This window comes from Chitinophaga sp. (assembly GCF_039596455.1).
Classification (GTDB): Bacteria; Bacteroidota; Bacteroidia; order Chitinophagales; family Chitinophagaceae; genus Chitinophaga.
In genome coordinates, this window is record NZ_JBCNJR010000003.1 from 405,727 (window position 1) to 426,864 (window position 21,138).

Sequence of the window (21,138 nt, forward strand, 5' to 3'; positions counted from 1 at the left end):
AAAAACCTGCTCCCCCTACACGTAAGTGCAAAATCCATGCTAAATACTTATAAAGTAACGCTGACGCTGGCGGTAAAGTACCCCGTCAGCCCAGTATCGCTGCCCTGCAGCAGCTTGAAAACGGTATAGGATGGAGAGATGGCCACCCTGCCAATGATGTAGGAAATGCGCACGCCCAGGTCTACCGCCCTGGGGCGGAAACCCGTATTATCGCTCAACGTAAGTACCTCTTCTTCGGGTTGCGGGTTATTCCCGTTCCCGTTGCCATTACCATTGCCTCTGCCTCTCTCCCTGTCTTTCTGTTTTTTTTGTTTTTCTATCATTTTTGAGCGGGATACATATTTCGTGCTTTTGAGGTTACTGTAATAATTGGCCGTGCCCATGGTAAAAGAGGCTACGGGCATAATGAGGATGGCATCATCAGCCTTCAGCAGGTCCATGTAAATAAAAGAATGGCGCAGGTCTGCAATAATATTGAAATCGCTGCCGGTAACGGTATATTCAGTTCCGTCGGAAACGGATCTTTCCCTGTACCTGCCCCAGCCAAAATCGAAGCTCAGGCCTGGCTCCAGCCACCATTTGCGGTAAAAGAAATAAGCAAAGGCCTCATTGGTAATGGGTGTGGCCGGAATGTCAGAAGAATCCGCATAAAAATAACGCGTATAGGAAATACCGGTCAGGAAGTTGCGGTTCTTCGTATAGTCGTACCCGGCGCTGAGGTCCATTTCAAACCAGGGCTTGCGTTCAGCATTCAGCAGGTAGTAGGCATACGCTGAAGCAAAAAGGCCGCTTTTGTGGTTGTAAGATACGTTGGGAGAAAGAAAAGGCTTCATGGTAATGGGGCGGAACGGGTCGGTAGATTTGCCGCCATAGGCAGGATTGTTGCCAAAGCCGAGGCCTATCACCACTTCACTCTTTGCTTCCCGGTTCAATAAGGAATCCAGCTGCCTTTCCAGGTCAGCCAGGGACTGGCCTGCTGCCGGGCGGGCAGCGCAGAGGAGCAGCAAAAAAATGATATGGTACCGCATATAAACACGCCCTTGGGCTGCCTGCAAGATAAACAAAAAAACGGCCGGCTGCTGTGGCAACCGGCCGTTTCCTTTACAGCTGTTTATACCAGTTCTATTACGGTTATTTCAGGCATGATGCCCACCCTGCCCGGATACCCCAGGAAGCCATAGCCGCGGTTCACGTAAAGGCTCTGCTTTCCATCCTGGTACAGGCCCGCCCATTGCTTATAGATGTATTGGGCGGGGCTCCATTTGAGGAAGGGAATTTCCACACCGAACTGCATGCCGTGAGTATGGCCGGCCAGCATCAGGTCAATGTCGGGGTAATTTGTCCGTACCTGCCCGTCCCAATGGGTGGGGTCATGGGAGAGCAATATCTTGAAGGGAACTTCCGCGCAGCCGGCATGAGCGGCGGCCAGGTCTCCCTTCCGGGGAAAACGGGGGTTCATGCTCCAGTTTTCCACGCCCAGCAGGGCTATTTTTTCGCCGTTCCTTTCCAGCACTGCATGCTCATTCATCAGCAATTTCCAGCCCATTTCCCCATGTATGGCCTTGAGGCGTTCCAGGTTCCTGACCTTCATTTCGCTGTGGCGGTTGGCGTCATAATCCGGCCAGGGGAAATAATCCCCGTAGTCGTGGTTGCCCAGCGTGGAATACACGCCGTAGGGCGCTTTTATTTCGCTGAATACGGAAATATAATCCTCCATTTCATCTGCCCGGTCGTTCACCAGGTCTCCCGTAAATACCACCAGGTCAGGTTGTTGGGCGCGGATCAGCTCAATGCCTCTCATCACCGCCTGTTTATCAGTGAAGCTGCCGGAGTGCACGTCAGATATCTGCACTATTTTGAGGCCTCTGAAGGCTTCCGGCAGGTTTTTGAACGTGAGCCTGATCTTCCTTACATGATAGTTATACTTGTTGCTAAGACCGTATAACAGCGTGCCCAGCATGGTACCGCCCAGCAGCAGCCCTGTTTTCATGAGGAACTGGGAGCGGGTGATGCCTTCCACTTCACGGTTGCCTTCTGCGGCAGCTACGGCGGGGGCGGAACGCATTCTTTCCACTATCCACATAATGGCGCGGCGGCCATCATCAGCCAGGAGGAACACAATGACCAGCGCTTTGGCAAAAAACAGCCCGAAGGCAAAGGTGAGGTAATAAGAGCGGGCCATCATGAACTTTTCCCAGGGTATGCGGGAATAGAACACAATGGAAGCCAGTACAACAGCCGAAGTAAGCCAGTACAGGCTGAAAACGATGGTCCTCCATTTAGGGGAGGCAGCCGCCATCATGGAACGGATAGCCACAAACACGTAGGCATCCATGGCTACCATAATGAATATCAGTATGATAGAAGATAAAAGTCCGGGTCCTGCACGCATAACAATGTATCAATCAATGGTTTTTAAAAAAATGGAACAGCAAATTTACCACAATCCTGCCGGTTGGGGGCTTTTTGCTGCCTTTGTAGACGATCATGTGACTGAAAAATTGCAAACCGGCGGAAAAAAACCGCTACTTTTCCCCAAAAACCGGTGTGAATAAATAAATGGAGGGCTTGCCCCATATTTTAGCTATTCGTTGTATTTTTGTCCGATTCAGTTATTATAATATATTATTGCGATATGAAATTCACCTATTACGGCCATTCCAGCTTTGCTGTAGAGGTAAAAGGCAAGAAAATAGTTTTTGATCCGTTTATAACCCATAACGAGCTGGCCCGTTCAATAGATGTCAATCGTATTGAGGCGGATTATATTTTTGTTTCACACGGTCACAGTGACCACGTAGGTGACCTGATGGACCTGGCAAAGAGAACAGGCGCTACCGTAGTGGGCGCTTTTGAGTTGGTGGAATGGGTACGCAAGCAGGGGCATGAGAAGGTCCATCCCATGAACACCGGTGGAAAATGGGCGTTTGACTTCGGAACAGTGAAGTGCGTAGTGGCCCATCACTCCAGCGGCCTGCCAGACGGAACCTACGGCGGTAACCCGCTGGGTTTCATTTTCACTACAGACGAAGGTACTTTTTACTTTGCCGGGGATACGGCGCTCACCTTTGACATGGAGCTGATACCCCGCTGGGCCAAACTGGACTTTGCCGTGTTGCCCATAGGTGATAACTTCACCATGGGCGTTGAAGATGCCATTATAGCAGCAGAATTTATAGAATGCGGCCGTATTGTGGGCGTTCATTACGACACGTTCGGCTATATCAAGATAGATAAAGCAGATGCCACCCGGAAGTTCGAGGCAGCGGGCCTTACCCTGCTGCTGCCGGCTATCGGTGAAACAATTGACATCTAGCAGGTCCTATTATCCTATTCAACCTTAGAATTTAAGACAGAAAAAATGGCAAGAATCATTGCAATCGCCAATCAGAAAGGGGGCGTGGGGAAAACAACCAGCGCTATCAACCTGGCCAGCAGCCTGGCGGTACTGGAGTACAAAACACTGCTGGTAGATGCGGACCCTCAGGCCAACAGCACCACGGGGCTGGGTTTTGACCTCCGCAACATCCAGCAGAGCCTGTACGACTGTATGGTGAACGACGTGCAGGCACGTGACGTGCTACTGGAGTCAGACACCCCTAATCTGAAGGTATTGCCCTCCCACATAGACCTGGTAGGCGCGGAACTGGAGCTCATCAACCACCCCAACCGGGAAAGGGTGATGAAAAACGTGATAGATTCCGTGGCGGGAGATTATGATTTCATTATTGTAGACTGCTCCCCCTCCCTGGGCCTCATCACGGTAAACGCCCTCGTGGCATCCCACTCCGTGATCATTCCCGTACAGTGCGAGTTCTTTGCGCTGGAAGGTCTGGGCAAGCTGCTCAATACCATCAAGATAGTACAGAGCCGGTTAAATACGGACCTCGAAATAGAAGGCATCCTGATGACCATGTACGATGGCCGTCTGCGCCTGAGCAACCAGGTGGTAGACGAGGTGAAACAACACTTTGAGGAAAGTGTGTTCAACACCATCATTCACCGCAATACCAAACTGGGTGAAGCGCCCAGCTTCGGCAAGTCAGTGATCATGTACGACGCTATGAGCACCGGCGCCATCAACTACCTGAACCTGGCGAAGGAAATCCTTCAAAAGCATAACTTTACAAAGATCAAAACAGAAGATAAAATTCTAGCTATTAACGATGACCAATCCGAGTAAGAAAGAGGCGCTGGGGAAAGGCATCCGCTCGCTGCTGCAAAACATAGACACAGACCTGAAGCAAACCTCCGGCGCACTGGCCGAGCAGGTAGTGGCGCAGGCCACCGGCATAGAGCGCATTCCTTTGGACCTGATAGAGGTCAATCCGAAACAGCCGCGCAGGGACTTTGATGAACAGGCATTGCAGGAGCTAAGCCAGTCCATCAAGCTGCACGATATTATTCAGCCCGTTACTGTGGCCAAGCTGGGCAAAAAATACCAGCTGATAGCCGGGGAACGCCGTTTCCGCGCCAGCAAAATGGCCGGCCTGAAAGATATTCCGGCTTATGTGCGCCAGGCTAACGACCAGGAGCTGCTGGAACTGGCCCTGCTGGAGAACCTGCAGCGCGAAAACCTGAACGCTATAGAAATAGCCCTCAGCTACAAACGCCTGATGGAAGAAGTGTCTCTCACACAGGAACAGGTGGCAGACCGCATGGGGAAAGAACGCAGTACCGTTACCAACTACATACGCCTGCTGAAGCTGCCGCCAGACATTCAGGTGGCCGTGCGCAACGCCAAGCTGAGCATGGGCCACGCCCGTACCCTCATTGGCGTGGAAAACGTGGAAAAACAGCTGTACATTTTCGGCGAGATCATGAAAAACGGGCTTTCCGTACGCCAGACAGAAGAACTGGTGCGGAAAGTGAACCATATAGACAAGGGGAACGTAAAAAAGCCCGTTAAGAACACCCTGCCGCCGGCCTATCAGAAGATCCAGGATAACCTGGCCTCTCATTTTTCCACCAAGGTAAACCTGGAAAGGAGCAAGAACGGGAAAGGAAGCATTAACATAGAGTTTTATTCAGACGAAGAGCTGGACAGCATCCTGGAAAAATTATCATTATACGGTGAAAAATAAAACAGGGTACATTCTTGTATATACCCTGTTGTGCCTGTTATTCTTACCCGCCATCACAAGCCATGCACAGGACACAACGGGCAACCGCATGATCAGGGATTCCCTTGCACGCCGCAATGCAATGCCCGTTCAGCGTGACACCGTGATAGTAGACCCTTCTGTGATTGACACCCTCCCCGTTAACTACAAAGCGCTCCACAGCCCCCGCAAGGCCGCGTTTTATTCTGCCGTGCTGCCGGGACTTGGACAAATATATAACCGCGAGTACTGGAAGGTGCCGCTGGTATATGCGGCGCTTGGCGTCAGCACCGGAGTGTTCATCTGGAACATGGACAAGTATAAGGAGTTCCGGGATGCCTATCGCCTGCGGAGGGCCAATCAAAACAACCCGAACTTCAAAGACGAATACCCGAACTATACCAATTCGGACCTTACGTACCTGCGTGACGCTTACCGGCAGTATGTGGACTATTCCGTACTGGTGTTTGTGGCCGCATACGCCCTCAATATTGTGGATGCCACCGTGTTTGCGCACCTCCGGCAGTTCGATATCAGTGACGACCTTAGCATCCGCATTTCTCCCACCCTGCTGAACAACCGCACCCCCGGCCTTGGCCTGCGCCTCTCTCTGGGGCCCCGCAAAGCAAAGCCGGGACTGGCTTTCAGATAAAATTCAGACACACACAGATTATGAAGATAGCATTAATAGGATACGGTAAAATGGGCAAGGCCATTGAAGCCATTGCACAAAACCGCGGCCATGAAATTGTACTCAGGATAGACATCAACAGCCCGCAACTGCTTGAAAAAGAGCACCTGCAGCAGGCAGACGTGGCCATTGAGTTCACCACACCCGAAACCGCCTACCACAACATTTTGAAGTGTTTCGCCGCCAATGTGCCCGTAGTATGCGGCACCACCGGCTGGCTGGAAAAGCTGCCTGCCGTAAAGGCCCAGTGCCTGGAGCAGCACCAGGCTTTCCTGTACGCAAGTAATTTCAGCGTGGGGGTTAATATCTTTTTTGAGCTGAACCGCCGGCTGGCAGAGCTGATGGCCCCCCAGGGCGCTTACAATGTAAGCATGGTGGAAATACACCATACCCAGAAAAAGGACGCCCCCAGCGGCACCGCCATCACCCTGGCGGAACAGATACTGGAAAAACAGCCCGCCAAAACCGGCTGGGTGAACGAAACCACGCAAGACCCCGCCTTGCTGGGCATTGTGTCTGAAAGGACAGACCCGGCCCCAGGCACCCATATTATTCAATATGACTCACCGATAGACAGCATCACCATTACCCATACCGCCCACTCCCGCGAAGGCTTTGCCGCCGGTGCTGTAACCGCCGCGGAATGGCTGAAGGGTAAAAAGGGCATTTTCAGCATGAAAGACGTGCTCAGCCTCTAGGCAGCCCCCGAAAGCCGCCGGTTTTTTGTTATCTTTGTATTTTGAGAGTGCAATTACAGAAGATCTATTACCAAATATGCTATCTAAAAAAACACAGTACGCGTTTCACGCATTAATATACCTGGCAGAGAACGTTGATAAGGGCCCCATTCTCATTTCAGAGATAGCGGCCGAAAAGAACATTTCCATCAAATTCCTGGAAAACATTCTGCTGGAGTTAAAAAATGCGGGTATTTTAGGCAGCAAAAAAGGTAAAGGCGGCGGTTATTACCTGATGCGCCCGCCCAAGGAAATACCGATGGCGCGCATTATCAGGTTGCTGGATGGGCCTATTGCCCTGCTCCCCTGTGTAAGCCTCAACTACTATGAACGCTGTGAAAATTGCAAGAATGAGGCGGTTTGCGGGTTGCACGAAGTGATGAGCAGGGTGAGAGACGCCACACTTAAACTACTGGAAAACAAGTCGTTAAAAGATATCCTGACAAAGGATTAAGTTATTTTATATGGGTTATAAGCAGGGAAAGGCCGCCGGTCTTTCCCTTTTTTGTGCCTTGCTGTTACCCCCGATGCATAACCGGTTTTGCATGACAGCCAGGCTACAACCTTTCTTCCTGCAGAGATTTTATTTGTGCCTGTTGTTGTTCCACCTTTTTGTTAAGATCAATAATGTACAAGGTCAGTTCTTCTATTTTCTGCAACAGCTTTGCCTGTGTGTCTCCCAGGTCTACCCCGTTTTGTTTCACTTCGGCTTCTGTCGGCATGTCCGGCAGGTGTTTATTTTTCCGGATAAACTGCTCCAGTTCATGCAGAGAAGGGAGGTGGTAAGATGCATGAAACACAAAATCCGGCCAAAGGGATTGTGTTACCCTCATTTTAGTGGCATGCACCGTACCATTTACTGATAACCGTGAGCCGGGCGAGAGTGTACCGATGCCCACATTCCCGTTTCCATCAATGATCATGCGGTCGGTGGCATTGGTGGCAAAAATCAGCGGAACGGTAGCGGCGTTGGAAAACCGCGTGCCATTGACGCCGGAAAGATGTTCAACAAAGAAATAATCCATCCCTACACAATCTCCGCCATTTGCGTCCATACACAGCACTGTGCGGCCACTGTTCAATTCGTCACTGAAAATAGACACACCTCTCTTTACAGGCCCCAACGTTGACGAAAACGTAGAGAGGCCGTTGACGACCAGAGCCGCACCGGGATCATCTGCCGCACCATTGACAAGCAAGCGCCCGCCTGCCGGATGAATTGAAGTGACGGACGAAGCGTTCGGCTGCAATACCAGCCGCATCGGCAGGTTAAGATCCCTGTCATACACCTGAATAATACCTTGATTATCAGGGCCGTATGTATATAGTTCCAGTCCCTTTCCGGTAACAGGTACTTTGCCTACGCCAGTAAGCCGCAGCAGGTTATTGGTGGAATTGCCGGAGTCAGTTACTGTTTGAAGATCCTGGGCACAAACAAATAAAGGCTGGATCAACATCAATGCATAAAGTATTCTTTTCATAGGTAAGTTTTCTTAAATCTACTAAAAATACTCAGTTGTAGGTATTGCGCCCGCCTGGGGGCCGCTGTACTTTTGAGGCAGGCAATTACCGGAAGGTGATGGTCCCCCGCGAAAAAAGGCAAACGCCTTTCACCCGACTGGTGGGGTTTAATAATCTTAAAGAAATGGTTGACCAATAGCATTCCGGGAGATGTCTGTGTTTTTCAGGTTTAAAGATTTTTTTCGTTCCCCAGGAAAGTTGGCAAAAGCCCCGGAGTGTCCGGGGCTTTTTGCTTGCCCTGCTCTTTAAAACACTCCCCATACATCCCATCGGGTATACCCGTCCCCCCACCCCTCCGGCCCCTCCTCGCCCTCAAACAAGCCCTGCATCCCCCGTTTCCCACTTTTTTTCCCCGTCAAACATTTTAGTCTATCTTTTTTATAGGATTTATGTATTTTTGTTATCCGGTAGAGGAAGCATTACATGAAAGATTTAACAGGGCTTATTGCCCAGCAAACGGATATAGCCACGGGAATACGCATACTGACGGAAGAATTTCCGGGTGCAGTAGCTTTTTCCACTTCTTTTGGCCAGGAAGACCAGGTGCTGGCAGACATCATCTGGCGCAACCAGTTGCCTGTTCGCGTATTTACGCTTGACACAGGGCGGCTCTTCCAGGAAACGTACGACCTCATGGACCTTACCCGGGCCCGCTACAAACAACCTTTCGAGATATATTTTCCCGAAACGGCCGCAGTAGAGGCTCTGGTGAAAGAAAAGGGCATGAACAGTTTTTATGAGTCTGTGGAAAACCGCAAAGAGTGCTGCTACATCCGTAAAGTAGTGCCCCTGAACAGGGCCTTGCAAGGCACAAAGGTTTGGATAACCGGGCTGCGCGCCGAGCAGAGCGAGAACCGGCACAATATGCCGGTACTGGAATGGGATGAAACCCGCCAGCTTTATAAATACAATCCCCTCATCCATTGGACGTTTGAAGAAATGGTTGCATACCTGGAGAAAAACAACGTGCCCTATAACCGGCTGCACGACAAAGGTTTTGTCAGCATAGGTTGCGCCCCCTGCACCCGCGCCATAGAGCCGGGAGAACATCCCCGCGCCGGCCGCTGGTGGTGGGAAAGCTCCCAGAAAGAATGTGGTTTGCACGCAAGTTGATCAAAGTATAACATCTTTATATGAGTAGTATTCAATGGCAATTTCCGAGAGCGCTGGAAGATGAGGCAATATACATCCTCCGCGAAACAGCCGCGCAGTTTGAACGGCCTGCCATCCTCTTTTCCGGTGGAAAGGACTCCATTACCCTGGTACGCCTGGCCCAAAAGGCCTTTCACCCGGGCAAAATCCCCTTTCCCCTGCTGCATGTTGATACCGGCCACAACTTCCCGGAAACCATACAGTTCCGTGACTGGCTGGTAGAATCCCTCGGTCTCGACCTGATTGTACGCAATGTACAGGATAGCATTGACCAGGGCAAGGTAAAAGAAGAGACCGGCAAATACGCCAGCCGCAACGCCCTGCAAACAGTTACCCTGCTGGATGCAATAGAAGAGCTCAAATTTGACGCCTGCATTGGCGGCGCCCGCCGCGATGAGGAAAAGGCCCGCGCCAAGGAAAGGATATTTTCCGTACGCGACGAGTTCGGCCAGTGGAACGCCAAGATACAACGCCCTGAACTGTTCGATATGCTGAACGGCAAGATCAACATCGGTGAAAACGTAAGGGTGTTCCCCATCTCCAATTGGACGGAACTGGACGTGTGGAACTACATCCGCGAAGAAAACCTCGCCATCCCCTCCATTTACTTCTCTCACGAAAGAGAGATCATTGAACGTGACGGGATGTACTGGCCCTACTCCGAATTTCTCAACACCACGGAAGAAGAAGTGCCCTTCCGCTCCAAAGTACGCTTCCGCACGGTGGGCGATATGACCTGTACGGCCGCGGTGCTCTCTGAAGCAGATAAACTGGAAGACATCATCACGGAAATACTGGCCGCCAAAATCTCTGAAAGAGGCGCCCGTATTGACGACAAACGCTCCGAAGCTGCCATGGAAAAACGCAAGCAGGCGGGGTATTTTTAAGCTTATAACAAGAGAACATGGACGTTTTACGTATAACCACCTCCGGTAGTGTTGATGATGGCAAAAGCACCCTCATCGGGCGTTTGCTGTACGATACAAAATCTATTACACAAGATAAAATGGAAGCCCTCCAGGCGGCCAGCAAACGCAAGGGGCTTGACTTTACAGACCTATCGCTGCTGACTGACGGGCTGATAGCGGAAAGGGAACAAGGCATCACCATTGACGTGGCGCACATTTACTTTTCAACACCCAACCGCAAATACATTATTGCTGATACTCCGGGCCACTTTGAGTACACCCGCAACATGGTTACGGGCGCATCTACGGCACAGGTATCACTTATTCTCATAGATGCCCGCAAAGGCATTGTGGAACAAACCTACCGCCACTTCTTTATTGCATGCATGCTGCGTATTCCGCACCTGGTAGTATGTATCAATAAAATGGACCTGGTGGAGTATGACGAAGCCCGTTTCAACCAGATAGTAGAAGACTTCCAGCAACTGCTGAAAGGTTCTTTCTATGAAGATAAAACCGTGAAGTTTGTGCCTATTTCTTCGCTGTATGGCGAGAACGTGGTGACCAAAACGGAAAAGATCGGCTGGTATAAAGACGGCCCGTTGCTGGAATACCTGGAGCAGATCACGTTTGACGAGAATGACCGCGTTCACCCTGCCCGCTTCCCGGTGCAGTACGTGATACGGCCTAAAACCGAGCAACATCATGATTTCCGGGGCTTTGCCGGTAAAGTGGCCAGCGGCAGCTTTCACGTAGGCGCTGAAATTGTTTCGCTGCCCAACGGCCAGCGCAGCAAAATCAAGTCTATCGAAAAATTTGAACAGCAGCTGCCTTCCGCGCATGCGGGGGAAAGCGTGGTGATCACGCTGGAAGACGAGATAGACATCAGCCGCGGCAACCTGCTGGTAACGCCAGATGCCATTCCCGATGGCCGCAAGGAAATTGCCGCGCAGATCTGCTGGATGGACCAGCAGAAGCTCACCGCCGGTAAAACCTACCTGCTGCAGCACGGCGCCAACCGCATCAAGGTCAAGGTACAGCAGCTGCACAATGTTATTGAAGTAACCACTAACCTGGTGCAGGACAAAACGGAAATGGGCCTGAACGATATTGGCAGAATAACACTGAAAACAGCGCAGCCTGTATTTGCAGACACCTACGCTTCCAACCCTGCCAACGGCACTTTCATACTGGTAGACGAGTTTAGCAATGCTACCGTAGCCGTGGGGTTTGTGGAATAACACCGCATATTTATCAACTGGAATAAAAAAGCCGGAGGCCTGCTGCTTCCGGCTTTTGCCTTTATATGTGGCGTCAATTCACTTCCAGCCACACCAGTTGTACCGCCTTCCGGTTATCCAACGTGCGCTTCAGCGTAACCAGGGTACCTGTGTTCGGATCATAGTCTGCAATGGCAAACAATGCCACGGGGCCGGGCAGTTTGGCGCCGGCATCAAATACCGCATCTCTTGAAGGGATGATCTCCTTCCCCTCCAGCGCGTAGTAAAAACCCTGGGCATCGCGGGCGTCCCGCAGAATGGCGAGCTTGCCTTTTTCAAGCCGGTGATTGTTCTCTTCCAGGTCATTCATAAAAATATAGTCCCGTTGGCTGCCCGGAATATAGGTGAAGAATTTGTACTGGTCTGCCCAGTTCAGTTTTTCGATGGCGTTCTCCCGGTTCTTCTGGTAAAATGCTTTCATGATCACACCGGGGTTCATCTGTTTCTTCGGGATCATCCAGCTGCGCAGGGGCTTTCCTGCTGCGTCAAAGTCCATCACGGCCACATTGGCCAGAATGGTGCTGACCACTACAGGCGTGCCGTTCACCAGCCGCATATGGTTATTCAGCTCTTCAAAGATAATGGTATAGCTGCCATCCTTTTTCACGATCACGTTCTGCGGTACTCCTTCATAGGCAGCTTTGGGGCCGAACACCTCCAGGCTTTTGAGGTTTACCCTCTCCGGAACAATTTCCGCAGCGGCGGAAATGATCATACTGTCAAGCCGCACGGTGCTAAGCCAGGTAGCCGTTTTCTTTTCTTCGTTTACACCGGCCTGCAGTAAAATGAGCTGATTGTTGTAAGGATGATGTTTTATAAAACCGCCTTGTATGGGCATGCCTTTGGGGAAAGGCAGCTCACGGAAGCTGAAAAAAACATGCCCGCTATCCAGCGTGGCCAGCTTCATTTCAGTGCTGGCCGTTTCAAAGAGGGCATTCTGCTCCATGCCCAGGATGCAAAGCATCTTGTCTCCTATCACCGCCATGTCCCAATAACGGAAACGCCTGTCGTCCCTGCTGCCGGAAAAACGGGCGCGACTGATCTCATGGTGGTCAGCGGCAAAGTGTACCACTTCATAGCCTCCGTCCTGCGGGTTGTCTGAATTATAGTACATCCATACGGCATAACTTTCGCTGTACGGGTCTTTGATGACCAGGAAATCCGAGCTGGTGGTGATCTTCCTTTTGCGCAGGTTGACCTTGTCAAGATGGGCCACCGTATCCTGCCGTAGCAGGCGGCCGGTTTCACCGCTTACGCGCAGGCGCAGCAAAACGGGACGTTTGGTAGACCGGTCGCTCACCAGCAGCGTAGCATCTTCACCTGATTCAAAAGCAGCATCCAGGCTGGAGGCCCTGTAACCGGCCAGCGTGCTATCCTGTAACTGGCGGGCTGTGTTGTACAGTTGCACGTTCACGCCCTGTTTTTGGGAAAAATGAACAAAGAGCGTATTGCCGTTTTTAAGCTGCAGCACACGGGCAATGCCTTCCGCCGGCTCCGGGAAGGCCGGGCCTTCAGCAAGGGTGGTCACGCAACTGCCTGCGGCGCTGTGGTGAGTCATATGATAGACTTTTTGGGCATCTGGTTTCACAACCGGCTGGGCCAGGCCCATCAGAGGCACGCCAGCCAGCATGAACAGGCATAGGGCGGTTTTCATGCTTTCATAGGATTTCCTGCAATATACTAAATTTAAATAATATATATATCTGAACGGTCATCATGAAAGGGATTAACCCTGGGGTACAGATCTGCCGGACGGAGAGCTGCCCGGAATAGAAACGGGGCTGATCAATATTTTTTGATCAACCCCGTTATGTTGTAACCTTCTGTTTTGTTGCAGCCTTCACGTTATTTCATCCCTTTCTGCTTTTTCAGGTTCTTCAGCATGTCTTCCGTCATTTTTTGCAGGTCATACTGCGGTTTCCAGCCCCAGTCTTTGGCGGCCAGGCTATCATCTATGCTCTGCGGCCAACTATTGGCTATCTCCTGCCGGTAATCCGGTTCGTAACTGATGGTAAAGCCGGGAATGTGCTGCTGAATGGCCCCTGCAATCTCTTTCGGGGAAAAGCTCATACCCGAAAGGTTATACGCAGAGCGTACGCTGATACGGGCGCTGTCTGCCTCCATCAGTTCTATGGTAGCGCGGATAGCGTCAGGCATGTACATCATGGGCAGGTAGGTGTTTTCGTTGAGGAAACATTTATAATGCCCCTCCTCCAGCGCTTCGTGATAGATCTCCACAGCATAGTCCGTTGTACCGCCGCCGGGCGCGCTTTTGTAGCTGATGAGGCCGGGGTAGCGCAGGCTGCGTACGTCTATACCGTAGCGGTGATTGTAGTACTCACACCACCGCTCCCCTGCAAATTTGCTAATGCCATAAATGGTGGTAGGCTCTATGATGGTGTGCTGAGGCGTGGTCTCTTTGGGAGAATCAGGGCCGAACACGGCAATGGAGCTGGGCCAGTAAATTTTGTCGAGCCCCTCTTCCTTGGCAATGTCCAGCACGTTCAGCAGGCTTTGCATGTTAATGTGCCAGGCCAGCAGGGGGTTCTTTTCACCGGTGGCGGAGAGTATGGCGGCCAGCAGATAAACCTGGGTAATATTGTGGCGTATCACCAGCACGTGCAGCATTTCCTTGTTCATCACGTCCAGAGATACATAAGGGCCGGTACCCTTCAGCAGCTCATGCTCCTCGCGCAGGTCCGAGGCCACCACGTTATTGTCTCCGTACATTTTACGCAGTGCCAGGGTCAGCTCTACGCCTATTTGTCCGCAGGCGCCTATTACCAGTATTTTATCTTTCTTCATAAAGGTTTAAAAATTGTTGTCAAATTAACGGCATGCGGCAATATTAGATGAATTGCCGTTCCAAACAATGACAATACAATAACAATTTGCCGCTCTGCAGGTTGCAATTCGTTGGGGTATTATCAGGAGCCAAGTCGGGAAATAACTTTAATTTTGCGCCATGAAAACTTTAAAATCACTGTTCAAAGAACAATATAATCCTGAAAACTTCTTCCTGATTGCCGGCCCCTGTGTAATAGAAGACGAAGACCTGGTGATGGGCGTGGCGGAAAAGGTGTCTGCCATCTGCAAGCGCCTGAACATTCCCTATGTGTTCAAGGCCTCCTACCGCAAGGCCAACCGCACCAGCATTAATTCTTTCACCGGTATTGGCGATGTGGAAGGGCTTGACCTGCTGCAAAAAGTGGGGCAAACCTTCAACCTCCCCGTTACTTCAGATATTCATTCGGCAGCCGAAGCGGCCATGGCGGCTGCTTATGTAGACGTGCTGCAGATACCGGCCTTCCTCTGCCGGCAAACAGATATTCTGCTGGCTGCCGCAGACACCGGCAAGGTGGTGAACGTGAAAAAAGGCCAGTTCGTAAGCGGAGACGCCATGAAGTTTGCCGTGGAAAAGATCAGGCAGGCGGGCAACGAACATATTTTGCTGACGGAAAGAGGCACTACTTTCGGTTATCAGGACCTGGTGGTGGATTACCGGAATATTCCCATCATGAAAGGCCATGGCGTACCGGTGGTGATGGATTGCACCCACTCCCTGCAGCAGCCCAACCAGACCAGCGGCGTAACCGGGGGCAATCCTAAAATGATCGGCACCATTGCCAAGGCGGCTATTGCCACCGGGGCAGACGGCCTGTTCATCGAAACCCATCCGGAACCCGCCAAAGCCAAGTCAGACGGCGCCAACATGCTCCGGCTTGACCTGCTGGAGCCGCTGCTGGAAGAGCTGGTAAGGCTGCGGGAAGCAGTAAAGGGCTAAATCGTTCCCGGCCTTTAGTGTTGGTTGTCATTACTTTTTTCGCTATATTCAACTACACTAATTAAATAGCACCATGATTAATTTTTCAGAATTAAAAGTCGGTGATATAGTGCTGGCGAAATTTGAGGAACAATTGACCGAAGGCAACATTGTGCAGATAGACGTAGACAACAGGCAAGCCTGCGTACTGCACGGAGAACAGGAGATCTGGTATTCCCCGGAAGATCTTTTCCCCATTCCCCTCACAGAGGAACAGCTGATCAGGCTCAAGTTCAAGAAAACGGACAACGGCTATGAGCGGGGGCCGTTCACCGTACAACTGCCCAATGGCAGCGACCCGCATACGGTGCTGCACTACCGTGACGAAACCCGCAATATTCCCGGCAGCCTCATGGTGCACCAGTTACAGAACCACTACCAGGGAATGACTTTGTACCACCTCGATTAGGACATAAAAAAAACCGTTCCAGCTCACGCCGGAACGGTTCTTCATTGGTATGCGCAGCAAATATTTTACTTCTTTTGCAGTCTCACCGTATCTACCGTAGTTACCTGGCCCAGGGTAACAGTTACACCGTCTTTTACTAACGGCAGGAAGGTAGTGTCTACCGGCAGGTAATGCATGGAATAGGTACCGGCTTCAATACCTCTCAGCACGTAGCCACCGGCGGCGGTGTAGGTGCTGGCAATGGTATCTGTACCGCGGATGGCCAAGACGGCCGTTTGTACCGTATCAGGCAGCACGGACCCTTTAATGTTACCGCCTACTGCTTCCAGTACTGCGCGGATCACGGGTTTCAGAATGTACTTTCCGCTGTTGCCTGCTTCCACAATAGATTTGGCCACGTCAAAGTCGAGGGTAAGCTTGTTGATGATACCGCCAATCACCGGCTGGTGAATGTTCAGCTTCAGGCCTGATTGCTGCGCGCTGGGCGTGGTCAGCATCAGTTTTTCGCCCCGGTTGGTGATGATGTAGTTGTTCTCTCCCAGCACCAGCCTGATTTGGCTGAGACGGCCGCTGGGTATTTCGGCATCTGCCAGAATGGTGTCTTTGTCATTCACCAGATCCAGCAGGTTGTACATACCGGGGTGAACGCCAGGCAGGCTGGTCCAGTTTTGATCGTCCGCGTCAGATACGTTGATGCGGATGTCTTTTACGTCGATCCATACTTCCTGGTAGTCTCCCGGATCGTCTGTCAATGCGATCTGTAATCTGGCCTTGCCTTCGTTCGGATTGCCGTCAGTTTCGCTGCAGGAGGCCATAAAGCCCATCCCACCCAGCAGCAGGGCGCCAAGCGCCAGGTTCTTCAATGTCAGAAAAGGTGTCGTCATATACTTGTTTAATGGTTTACGTGATCTATCACACCCACGTTACAAGATTAGAACAACAGTTTTGGGAAAAGTTTAACGGGGTCATAAATAAACTTTTCCACTCTTCCGTAAACGCCTGTAAAGAAGAAGATTAAGAAAGAAAAATATATGTTTTAAAGATAACGCAGCGGGTTTCTGCGTGCTTTGGAGATGTAATTTTTGATATTCATCCAGAAGGCCAGGATCATGTAAACTATCAGGGGTGATCCCATTGTCAGAAAGGTGGCATAAATAAAAAAGATGCGGATCCTGGAGGTGGCGATGCCTAATTTTTCACCCAGGGCCGCACACACACCAAAGGCCTTCCATTCTACAAAGTCTTTGATCTTATTCATCAGTAATGTTTGTCTTTTCAACGATCTTGGATGTAACCGACATAAATCATGCCCGGTTTCATATATCAAATTTATTCCAAATCAAAGAAAATAGCAAATGAAAATTCCCGGAACAACCGTGATGCTTAACTTTAAAAACTTTACGAAAATGATTAACTTCGCGGTGCAATTTTTAATGTAATCGCTCTTAAATTATTTATTTCCATGGTGTTTGATATTGAAATGATTAAAAAATTGTATGCGGAGCTGCCCGGGAAAGTAGAAGCAACCCGGAAGTTATTAGGTCGCCCGCTTACATTGGCCGAAAAGATCCTCTACGCTCACCTGTACGCACCTACCACTTCTTCTTATGAAAGAGGTAAATCTTATGTGGAGTTTGCCCCTGACCGCGTAGCCATGCAGGACGCCACCGCGCAGATGGCGCTTTTGCAGTTCATGACCTGCGGGCGTGACAAGGTGGCGGTGCCTTCCACCGTTCACTGTGACCACCTGATACAGGCTAAAACGGGCGCTGCGGCGGATCTGGCCACAGCTATCGACACCAACAAGGAAGTTTATGATTTTCTGGCCTCTATTTCTGATAAATACGGCATCGGTTTCTGGAAGCCCGGCGCCGGTATCATTCACCAGGTAGTGCTGGAAAACTATGCGTTTCCCGGCGGCCTCATGATCGGTACGGACTCCCACACCCCCAATGCAGGCGGTTTGGGCATGCTGGCCATTGGCGTGGGTGGTGCTGACGCGGTAGACGTGATGGCAGGTCTTCCCTGGGAGCTGAAAATGCCGAAACTGATCGGTGTGAAGCTCACGGGCAAACTGAGCGGCTGGGCCTCTCCGAAAGACGTGATCCTCCGCGTGGCTGGCATCCTCACCGTAAAAGGCGGTACCGGCTGCATCGTGGAATACTTTGGCGAAGGGGCAGACAGCCTGAGCGCCACCGGTAAAGGCACCATTTGTAACATGGGTGCGGAAATAGGCGCTACCTGCTCCGTATTTGCGTACGACACCAAAATGTCTGACTACCTGAAAATTACGGGCCGTACAGAAGTAGCCCAGCTGGCAGACGGTGTAAGAGAGCACCTGCGGCCCGATGAGGCGGTATATGCAGACCCTTCCAAATTCTATGACCAGGTGATCGAGATCAACCTGGACGAGCTGGAGCCTTATGTAAACGGCCCCTTCACGCCAGACCTGGCATGGCCCATCTCCAAATTTGCACAAGCCGTAAAAGAAAACAACTGGCCTGAAAAGCTGGAAGTAGCCCTCATCGGCTCCTGCACCAACTCTTCCTACGAAGACATCAGCCGCTCCGCCTCACTGGCAAAGCAGGCTATCGATAAAGACCTGGAAGTACATTCCGAATTTACCATCACTCCCGGTTCAGAACTGGTACGTTACACCATTGAAAGGGACGGCCTGCTGAACACGTTTGACCAGATCGGCGGCGTGGTGCTGGCTAACGCCTGCGGCCCCTGCATTGGTCAATGGGCCCGTCATATAGACGATCCTAACCGCAAAAACTCCATCATCACTTCCTTCAACCGCAACTTCGCGAAGCGTAACGACGGCCTGGCCTCTACCCACGCCTTTGTTGCTTCTCCCGAAATTGTGACCGCGCTGGCCATTGCCGGTTCTCTCACCTTCAACCCCTTAACGGACAAGCTGAAGAACAAAAAAGGCCAGGAAGTGCAACTGGACGAGCCTACCGGTTTTGAACTGCCGCCCCAGGGCTTTGACGTGAAAGACGCCGGTTACCAGGCCCCTGCTGAAGACGGCAGCGGCGTACAGGTAATTGTATCTCCCACTTCAGACCGCCTGCAGCTGCTGGAAGCGTTCTCCGCCTGGGAAGGTACTGACCTGAAAGGGCTGAAACTGCTCATCAAGGCCAAAGGCAAGTGTACTACTGACCACATCTCCATGGCAGGCCCCTGGCTGAAATATCGCGGCCACCTGGACAATATCTCCAACAACATGCTCATTGGCGCTATCAACGCGTTCAACGACAAAACAGATACCGTTAAGAACCAACTCACCGGCGAATACGGTGCAGTGCCTGCCACCCAGCGCGCTTACAAGGCCGCCAAACTAGGCTCTGTAGTAGTAGGTGACGAAAACTATGGTGAAGGCTCCAGCCGCGAGCACGCCGCCATGGAGCCCCGCCACCTGGGCGTTCGTGCCATACTGGTGAAATCTTTTGCCAGGATACACGAAACCAACCTGAAAAAACAAGGCATGCTGGCCCTTACCTTTAATGATAAGGACGATTATGAAAAGGTCCAGGAGGATGACAGCATAGACATCCTGGGCCTCACAGAATTTGCTCCGGGCAAACCGCTCACCGTTGTGCTCAACCACAAAGACGGCAGCAAAGACAGCATCACTGTTAACCACACCTACAATGAACAACAAATCGAGTGGTTCAAAGCAGGTGGTGCGTTAAACGTGATCAGGGCCCAATTTGCAGCTGCAAAAAAATAACAGGCCTTTAACACTTTTTATATGGCCCCGTTCCCTCCGGAACGGGGCTTTTTCTTGCCCGCTGGCCCGTTATTTGCAAATATTGGGAGAACCCACCCTGTACAATATGCAAATTGCAGAGATCAAAGAGCACTGGATGCAGCTGGCTAACAAAACAGGCGCTACCACGGAAGTTGCGCAGGCCGGCATAGAGAAGATCATCCGGCAATATTCCGAGGCAGGGCGCCATTATCACAACCTGGAGCATCTGAGCAACCTGCTTTGCCTGCAGCAGCAATACGCCCCGCTCATTATCGACAATGACAGCCTGCTGTACGCCATCTTTTTCCACGATATTATCTACAGCGTTACGCATAAAGACAATGAAGAAAAAAGTGCGCAGGAGGCCCTCCATTTCCTGAAAAATACCAGCCTGCCTGCTGACCGCCAGCAAAAAATTTACGGCTATATTGCCGCTACTGCCGGGCATCTGAACCCGCTGGCAGACCCTGACCTGGATTACCTCCTTGATTTTGACCTCCACATACTGGGCGCGCAGCCGGCACAATACAACACCTATACAAAAATGGTGAGAAAAGAATACTGGCTTTATCCTGATTTTATGTACCGCAAAGGCAGGAAAAAAGTGCTGCAGCATTTCCTGGGCCAGACCCACATTTACAAAACGCCCGCATTCCGGGAAAAGTACGAACAGAAAGCAAGGGAGAATATGGAGCGTGAATTGGAGGGGCTTTAAAAGAGCGGCTTTTTCAGGGTCAGCCTCCGCGCAATACTGAACCGCAGGTTACCGGTGCCAAACACCTGGTGCGCGCGCGGCAGCGGCGCATTGCTGCGGGTGATCATGTCTGTATAATGCAGGCCTATAAAATAGCGGCTGGAATTATACCCGGCCGCCAGCCGCACCGTATTGTTAAACTGCCAGCCCCAGCCGGTGGTGCTGGAGCGCCCGTCGCTATAACGCAGGCGGGTATGGTTAAGACCTGCACCGGCTGATACGGAAGCGGTCACAAAAAAATATTTGGCCAGCACCAGCGTATAGGCGTAACCGGCATTGGCCGCAAAACCCACCGTATAAGTAGCTTTGAACGGATCATCCCCAAAAAAGCCGGGTACGTTGAGGCTGGCAGGTATCAATGCAGAGTCTCCACGCAACTGCCATGTAAATATCTCACCGCCTGCCAGGAAAGACCCGGCGCTTTTTTTCTGGTACTCGTTCTGCATAAAGGCAGCGCGATAAGAAAAGCGCTCGTCGTTAAAAATATATTGCACATGCAACCCCAGGTCTGTGTTGAATATATCCGGCCTGAAAGATACCGGCGGGCGTGTTAATGCATTGCTGATGCGCTTTTCCGGCGCGGCTTCGTAATAACCTTTATAGTACTGGCCATAGAAATCAACTACCAGCTTGCGCAGGTACAAATGCGCCTGCAGGTCGAGGAACTTTGTATTGCCGTAAGTATCGTCATCATCATTGATGAAAGGAAGGTTGAAGGCGAAGTTGAGATTGATGAATTTGTAAGCAGCCCCCACACCTATGTTGTTGGCCATATTGGGGCGGTAACGCACGCGTTCTTTCAACCCTCTGTCTGCCATATCGTAATACGTGTATTTCCGCGAGCCGAAGAGGCGCAGGGTAAGCTTATCCGTATGGTCTTCTATATAGCTGGAATCATTGTTCACCTGCAGCAGTTGCAATATTTTTTGGGCCGTGGCTACACGGGCAGGCAACATACAAACAGTCAGCAGTACTACCGGTAATAACTTCATAAGCAACAGTCG

General features: G+C 51.2%; 22 protein-coding genes. 14 read left to right on the forward strand and 8 right to left on the reverse strand.

Annotated features, from left to right (window positions below; translation table 11 throughout):
* Positions 1-47: 47 nt before the first annotated feature.
* Both ABDW36_RS14390 and ABDW36_RS14395 read right to left on the reverse strand, forming a co-directional pair.
* Positions 48-1,028: a hypothetical protein gene (locus tag ABDW36_RS14390; RefSeq protein WP_343702609.1), complete on the reverse strand. Its 981-nt coding sequence runs from the start codon at positions 1,026-1,028 to the stop codon at positions 48-50.
* An 83-nt stretch (positions 1,029-1,111) separates the two neighbouring features.
* Positions 1,112-2,344 carry a metallophosphoesterase gene (locus ABDW36_RS14395; RefSeq protein ID WP_343702610.1) on the reverse strand — a complete coding sequence of 411 codons (1,233 nt, stop codon included), beginning with the start codon at positions 2,342-2,344 and terminating at the stop codon, positions 1,112-1,114.
* A gap of 13 nt (positions 2,345-2,357) precedes the next feature.
* On the opposite strand from ABDW36_RS14395, the gene ABDW36_RS14400 reads away from it, so the two are divergent.
* The 7 genes from ABDW36_RS14400 (at position 2,358) to ABDW36_RS14430 (ending at position 6,984) form a co-directional block, all read left to right on the forward strand.
* On the forward strand, positions 2,358-2,555 hold the full coding sequence (locus tag ABDW36_RS14400; protein ID WP_343702611.1) for a hypothetical protein: 198 nt from the start codon (positions 2,358-2,360) through the stop codon (positions 2,553-2,555).
* 80 nt (positions 2,556-2,635) lie between these two features.
* Positions 2,636-3,316: a metal-dependent hydrolase gene (locus ABDW36_RS14405; protein WP_343702612.1), complete on the forward strand. Its 681-nt coding sequence runs from the start codon at positions 2,636-2,638 to the stop codon at positions 3,314-3,316.
* Between the two features lie 45 nt (positions 3,317-3,361).
* Positions 3,362-4,183: an AAA family ATPase gene (locus ABDW36_RS14410; RefSeq protein ID WP_343702613.1), complete on the forward strand. Its 822-nt coding sequence runs from the start codon at positions 3,362-3,364 to the stop codon at positions 4,181-4,183.
* Positions 4,167-5,084, forward strand: coding sequence for a ParB/RepB/Spo0J family partition protein (locus ABDW36_RS14415; protein ID WP_343702614.1), 918 nt, complete (start codon positions 4,167-4,169; stop codon positions 5,082-5,084). Before ABDW36_RS14410 ends, ABDW36_RS14415 begins: the two co-directional genes overlap by 17 nt.
* Positions 5,074-5,754: a DUF5683 domain-containing protein gene (locus ABDW36_RS14420; RefSeq protein ID WP_343702615.1), complete on the forward strand. Its 681-nt coding sequence runs from the start codon at positions 5,074-5,076 to the stop codon at positions 5,752-5,754. The genes ABDW36_RS14415 and ABDW36_RS14420 overlap by 11 nt, the downstream gene beginning before the upstream one ends.
* A 20-nt stretch (positions 5,755-5,774) precedes the next feature.
* The gene (dapB, locus tag ABDW36_RS14425) at positions 5,775-6,491 is read left to right on the forward strand and encodes a 4-hydroxy-tetrahydrodipicolinate reductase (RefSeq protein ID WP_343702616.1); all 717 of its coding nucleotides are present in this window, start codon (positions 5,775-5,777) and stop codon (positions 6,489-6,491) included.
* A gap of 76 nt (positions 6,492-6,567) precedes the next feature.
* The gene (locus tag ABDW36_RS14430; RefSeq protein WP_343702617.1) at positions 6,568-6,984 is read left to right on the forward strand and encodes an Rrf2 family transcriptional regulator; all 417 of its coding nucleotides are present in this window, start codon (positions 6,568-6,570) and stop codon (positions 6,982-6,984) included.
* Positions 6,985-7,087: 103 nt separating this feature from the next.
* Here ABDW36_RS14430 and ABDW36_RS14435 read toward each other — a convergent pair whose 3' ends face one another.
* Positions 7,088-8,011, reverse strand: coding sequence for a hypothetical protein (locus tag ABDW36_RS14435; protein ID WP_343702618.1), 924 nt, complete (start codon positions 8,009-8,011; stop codon positions 7,088-7,090).
* A 463-nt stretch (positions 8,012-8,474) separates the two neighbouring features.
* Between ABDW36_RS14435 and ABDW36_RS14440 the strand changes: the two genes are divergently transcribed.
* The 3 genes from ABDW36_RS14440 to ABDW36_RS14450 are packed head-to-tail and all read left to right on the forward strand — an operon-like array spanning position 8,475 to position 11,352.
* The gene (locus ABDW36_RS14440; protein ID WP_343702619.1) at positions 8,475-9,164 is read left to right on the forward strand and encodes a phosphoadenylyl-sulfate reductase; all 690 of its coding nucleotides are present in this window, start codon (positions 8,475-8,477) and stop codon (positions 9,162-9,164) included.
* Between the two features lie 20 nt (positions 9,165-9,184).
* Positions 9,185-10,090, forward strand: a complete 906-nt coding sequence (gene cysD, locus ABDW36_RS14445) for a sulfate adenylyltransferase subunit CysD (protein WP_343702620.1) — start codon at positions 9,185-9,187, stop codon at positions 10,088-10,090.
* Between the two features lie 17 nt (positions 10,091-10,107).
* A complete protein-coding gene (locus ABDW36_RS14450) occupies positions 10,108-11,352 on the forward strand; it encodes a GTP-binding protein (RefSeq protein ID WP_343702621.1) in 1,245 nt (414 codons plus the stop codon).
* Positions 11,353-11,425: 73 nt separating this feature from the next.
* Here ABDW36_RS14450 and ABDW36_RS14455 read toward each other — a convergent pair whose 3' ends face one another.
* Positions 11,426-13,045, reverse strand: a complete 1,620-nt coding sequence (locus ABDW36_RS14455; RefSeq protein WP_343702622.1) for a hypothetical protein — start codon at positions 13,043-13,045, stop codon at positions 11,426-11,428.
* 191 nt (positions 13,046-13,236) lie between these two features.
* Entirely contained in the window at positions 13,237-14,196 is a 960-nt protein-coding gene (locus ABDW36_RS14460; RefSeq protein ID WP_343702623.1) for an NAD-dependent epimerase/dehydratase family protein, read from the reverse strand.
* Positions 14,197-14,356: 160 nt separating this feature from the next.
* Here ABDW36_RS14460 and kdsA point away from each other — a divergent pair, with 160 nt between their 5' ends.
* Complete coding sequence (kdsA, locus tag ABDW36_RS14465; protein WP_343702624.1) at positions 14,357-15,175, forward strand: 3-deoxy-8-phosphooctulonate synthase; 819 nt, start codon at positions 14,357-14,359, stop codon at positions 15,173-15,175.
* Positions 15,176-15,248: 73 nt separating this feature from the next.
* Positions 15,249-15,623, forward strand: coding sequence for a hypothetical protein (locus ABDW36_RS14470; RefSeq protein ID WP_343702625.1), 375 nt, complete (start codon positions 15,249-15,251; stop codon positions 15,621-15,623).
* Positions 15,624-15,688: 65 nt separating this feature from the next.
* On the opposite strand, the gene ABDW36_RS14475 is transcribed toward ABDW36_RS14470, so the two are convergent.
* Both ABDW36_RS14475 and ABDW36_RS14480 read right to left on the reverse strand, forming a co-directional pair.
* Positions 15,689-16,507, reverse strand: a complete 819-nt coding sequence (locus ABDW36_RS14475) for a DUF4382 domain-containing protein (protein WP_343702626.1) — start codon at positions 16,505-16,507, stop codon at positions 15,689-15,691.
* A gap of 152 nt (positions 16,508-16,659) precedes the next feature.
* On the reverse strand, positions 16,660-16,881 hold the full coding sequence (locus ABDW36_RS14480) for a PspC domain-containing protein (RefSeq protein ID WP_123844707.1): 222 nt from the start codon (positions 16,879-16,881) through the stop codon (positions 16,660-16,662).
* Positions 16,882-17,085: 204 nt separating this feature from the next.
* On the opposite strand from ABDW36_RS14480, the gene ABDW36_RS14485 reads away from it, so the two are divergent.
* Both ABDW36_RS14485 and ABDW36_RS14490 read left to right on the forward strand, forming a co-directional pair.
* On the forward strand, positions 17,086-19,359 hold the full coding sequence (locus tag ABDW36_RS14485; RefSeq protein WP_343702627.1) for an aconitate hydratase: 2,274 nt from the start codon (positions 17,086-17,088) through the stop codon (positions 19,357-19,359).
* A 106-nt stretch (positions 19,360-19,465) separates the two neighbouring features.
* Complete coding sequence (locus ABDW36_RS14490; protein WP_343702628.1) at positions 19,466-20,095, forward strand: hypothetical protein; 630 nt, start codon at positions 19,466-19,468, stop codon at positions 20,093-20,095.
* On the opposite strand, the gene ABDW36_RS14495 is transcribed toward ABDW36_RS14490, so the two are convergent.
* Positions 20,092-21,126: a DUF4421 domain-containing protein gene (locus ABDW36_RS14495; RefSeq protein WP_343702629.1), complete on the reverse strand. Its 1,035-nt coding sequence runs from the start codon at positions 21,124-21,126 to the stop codon at positions 20,092-20,094. The two genes, ABDW36_RS14490 and ABDW36_RS14495, sit on opposite strands and share 4 nt — an antisense overlap.
* Between the last annotated feature and the right edge of the window lie 12 nt (positions 21,127-21,138).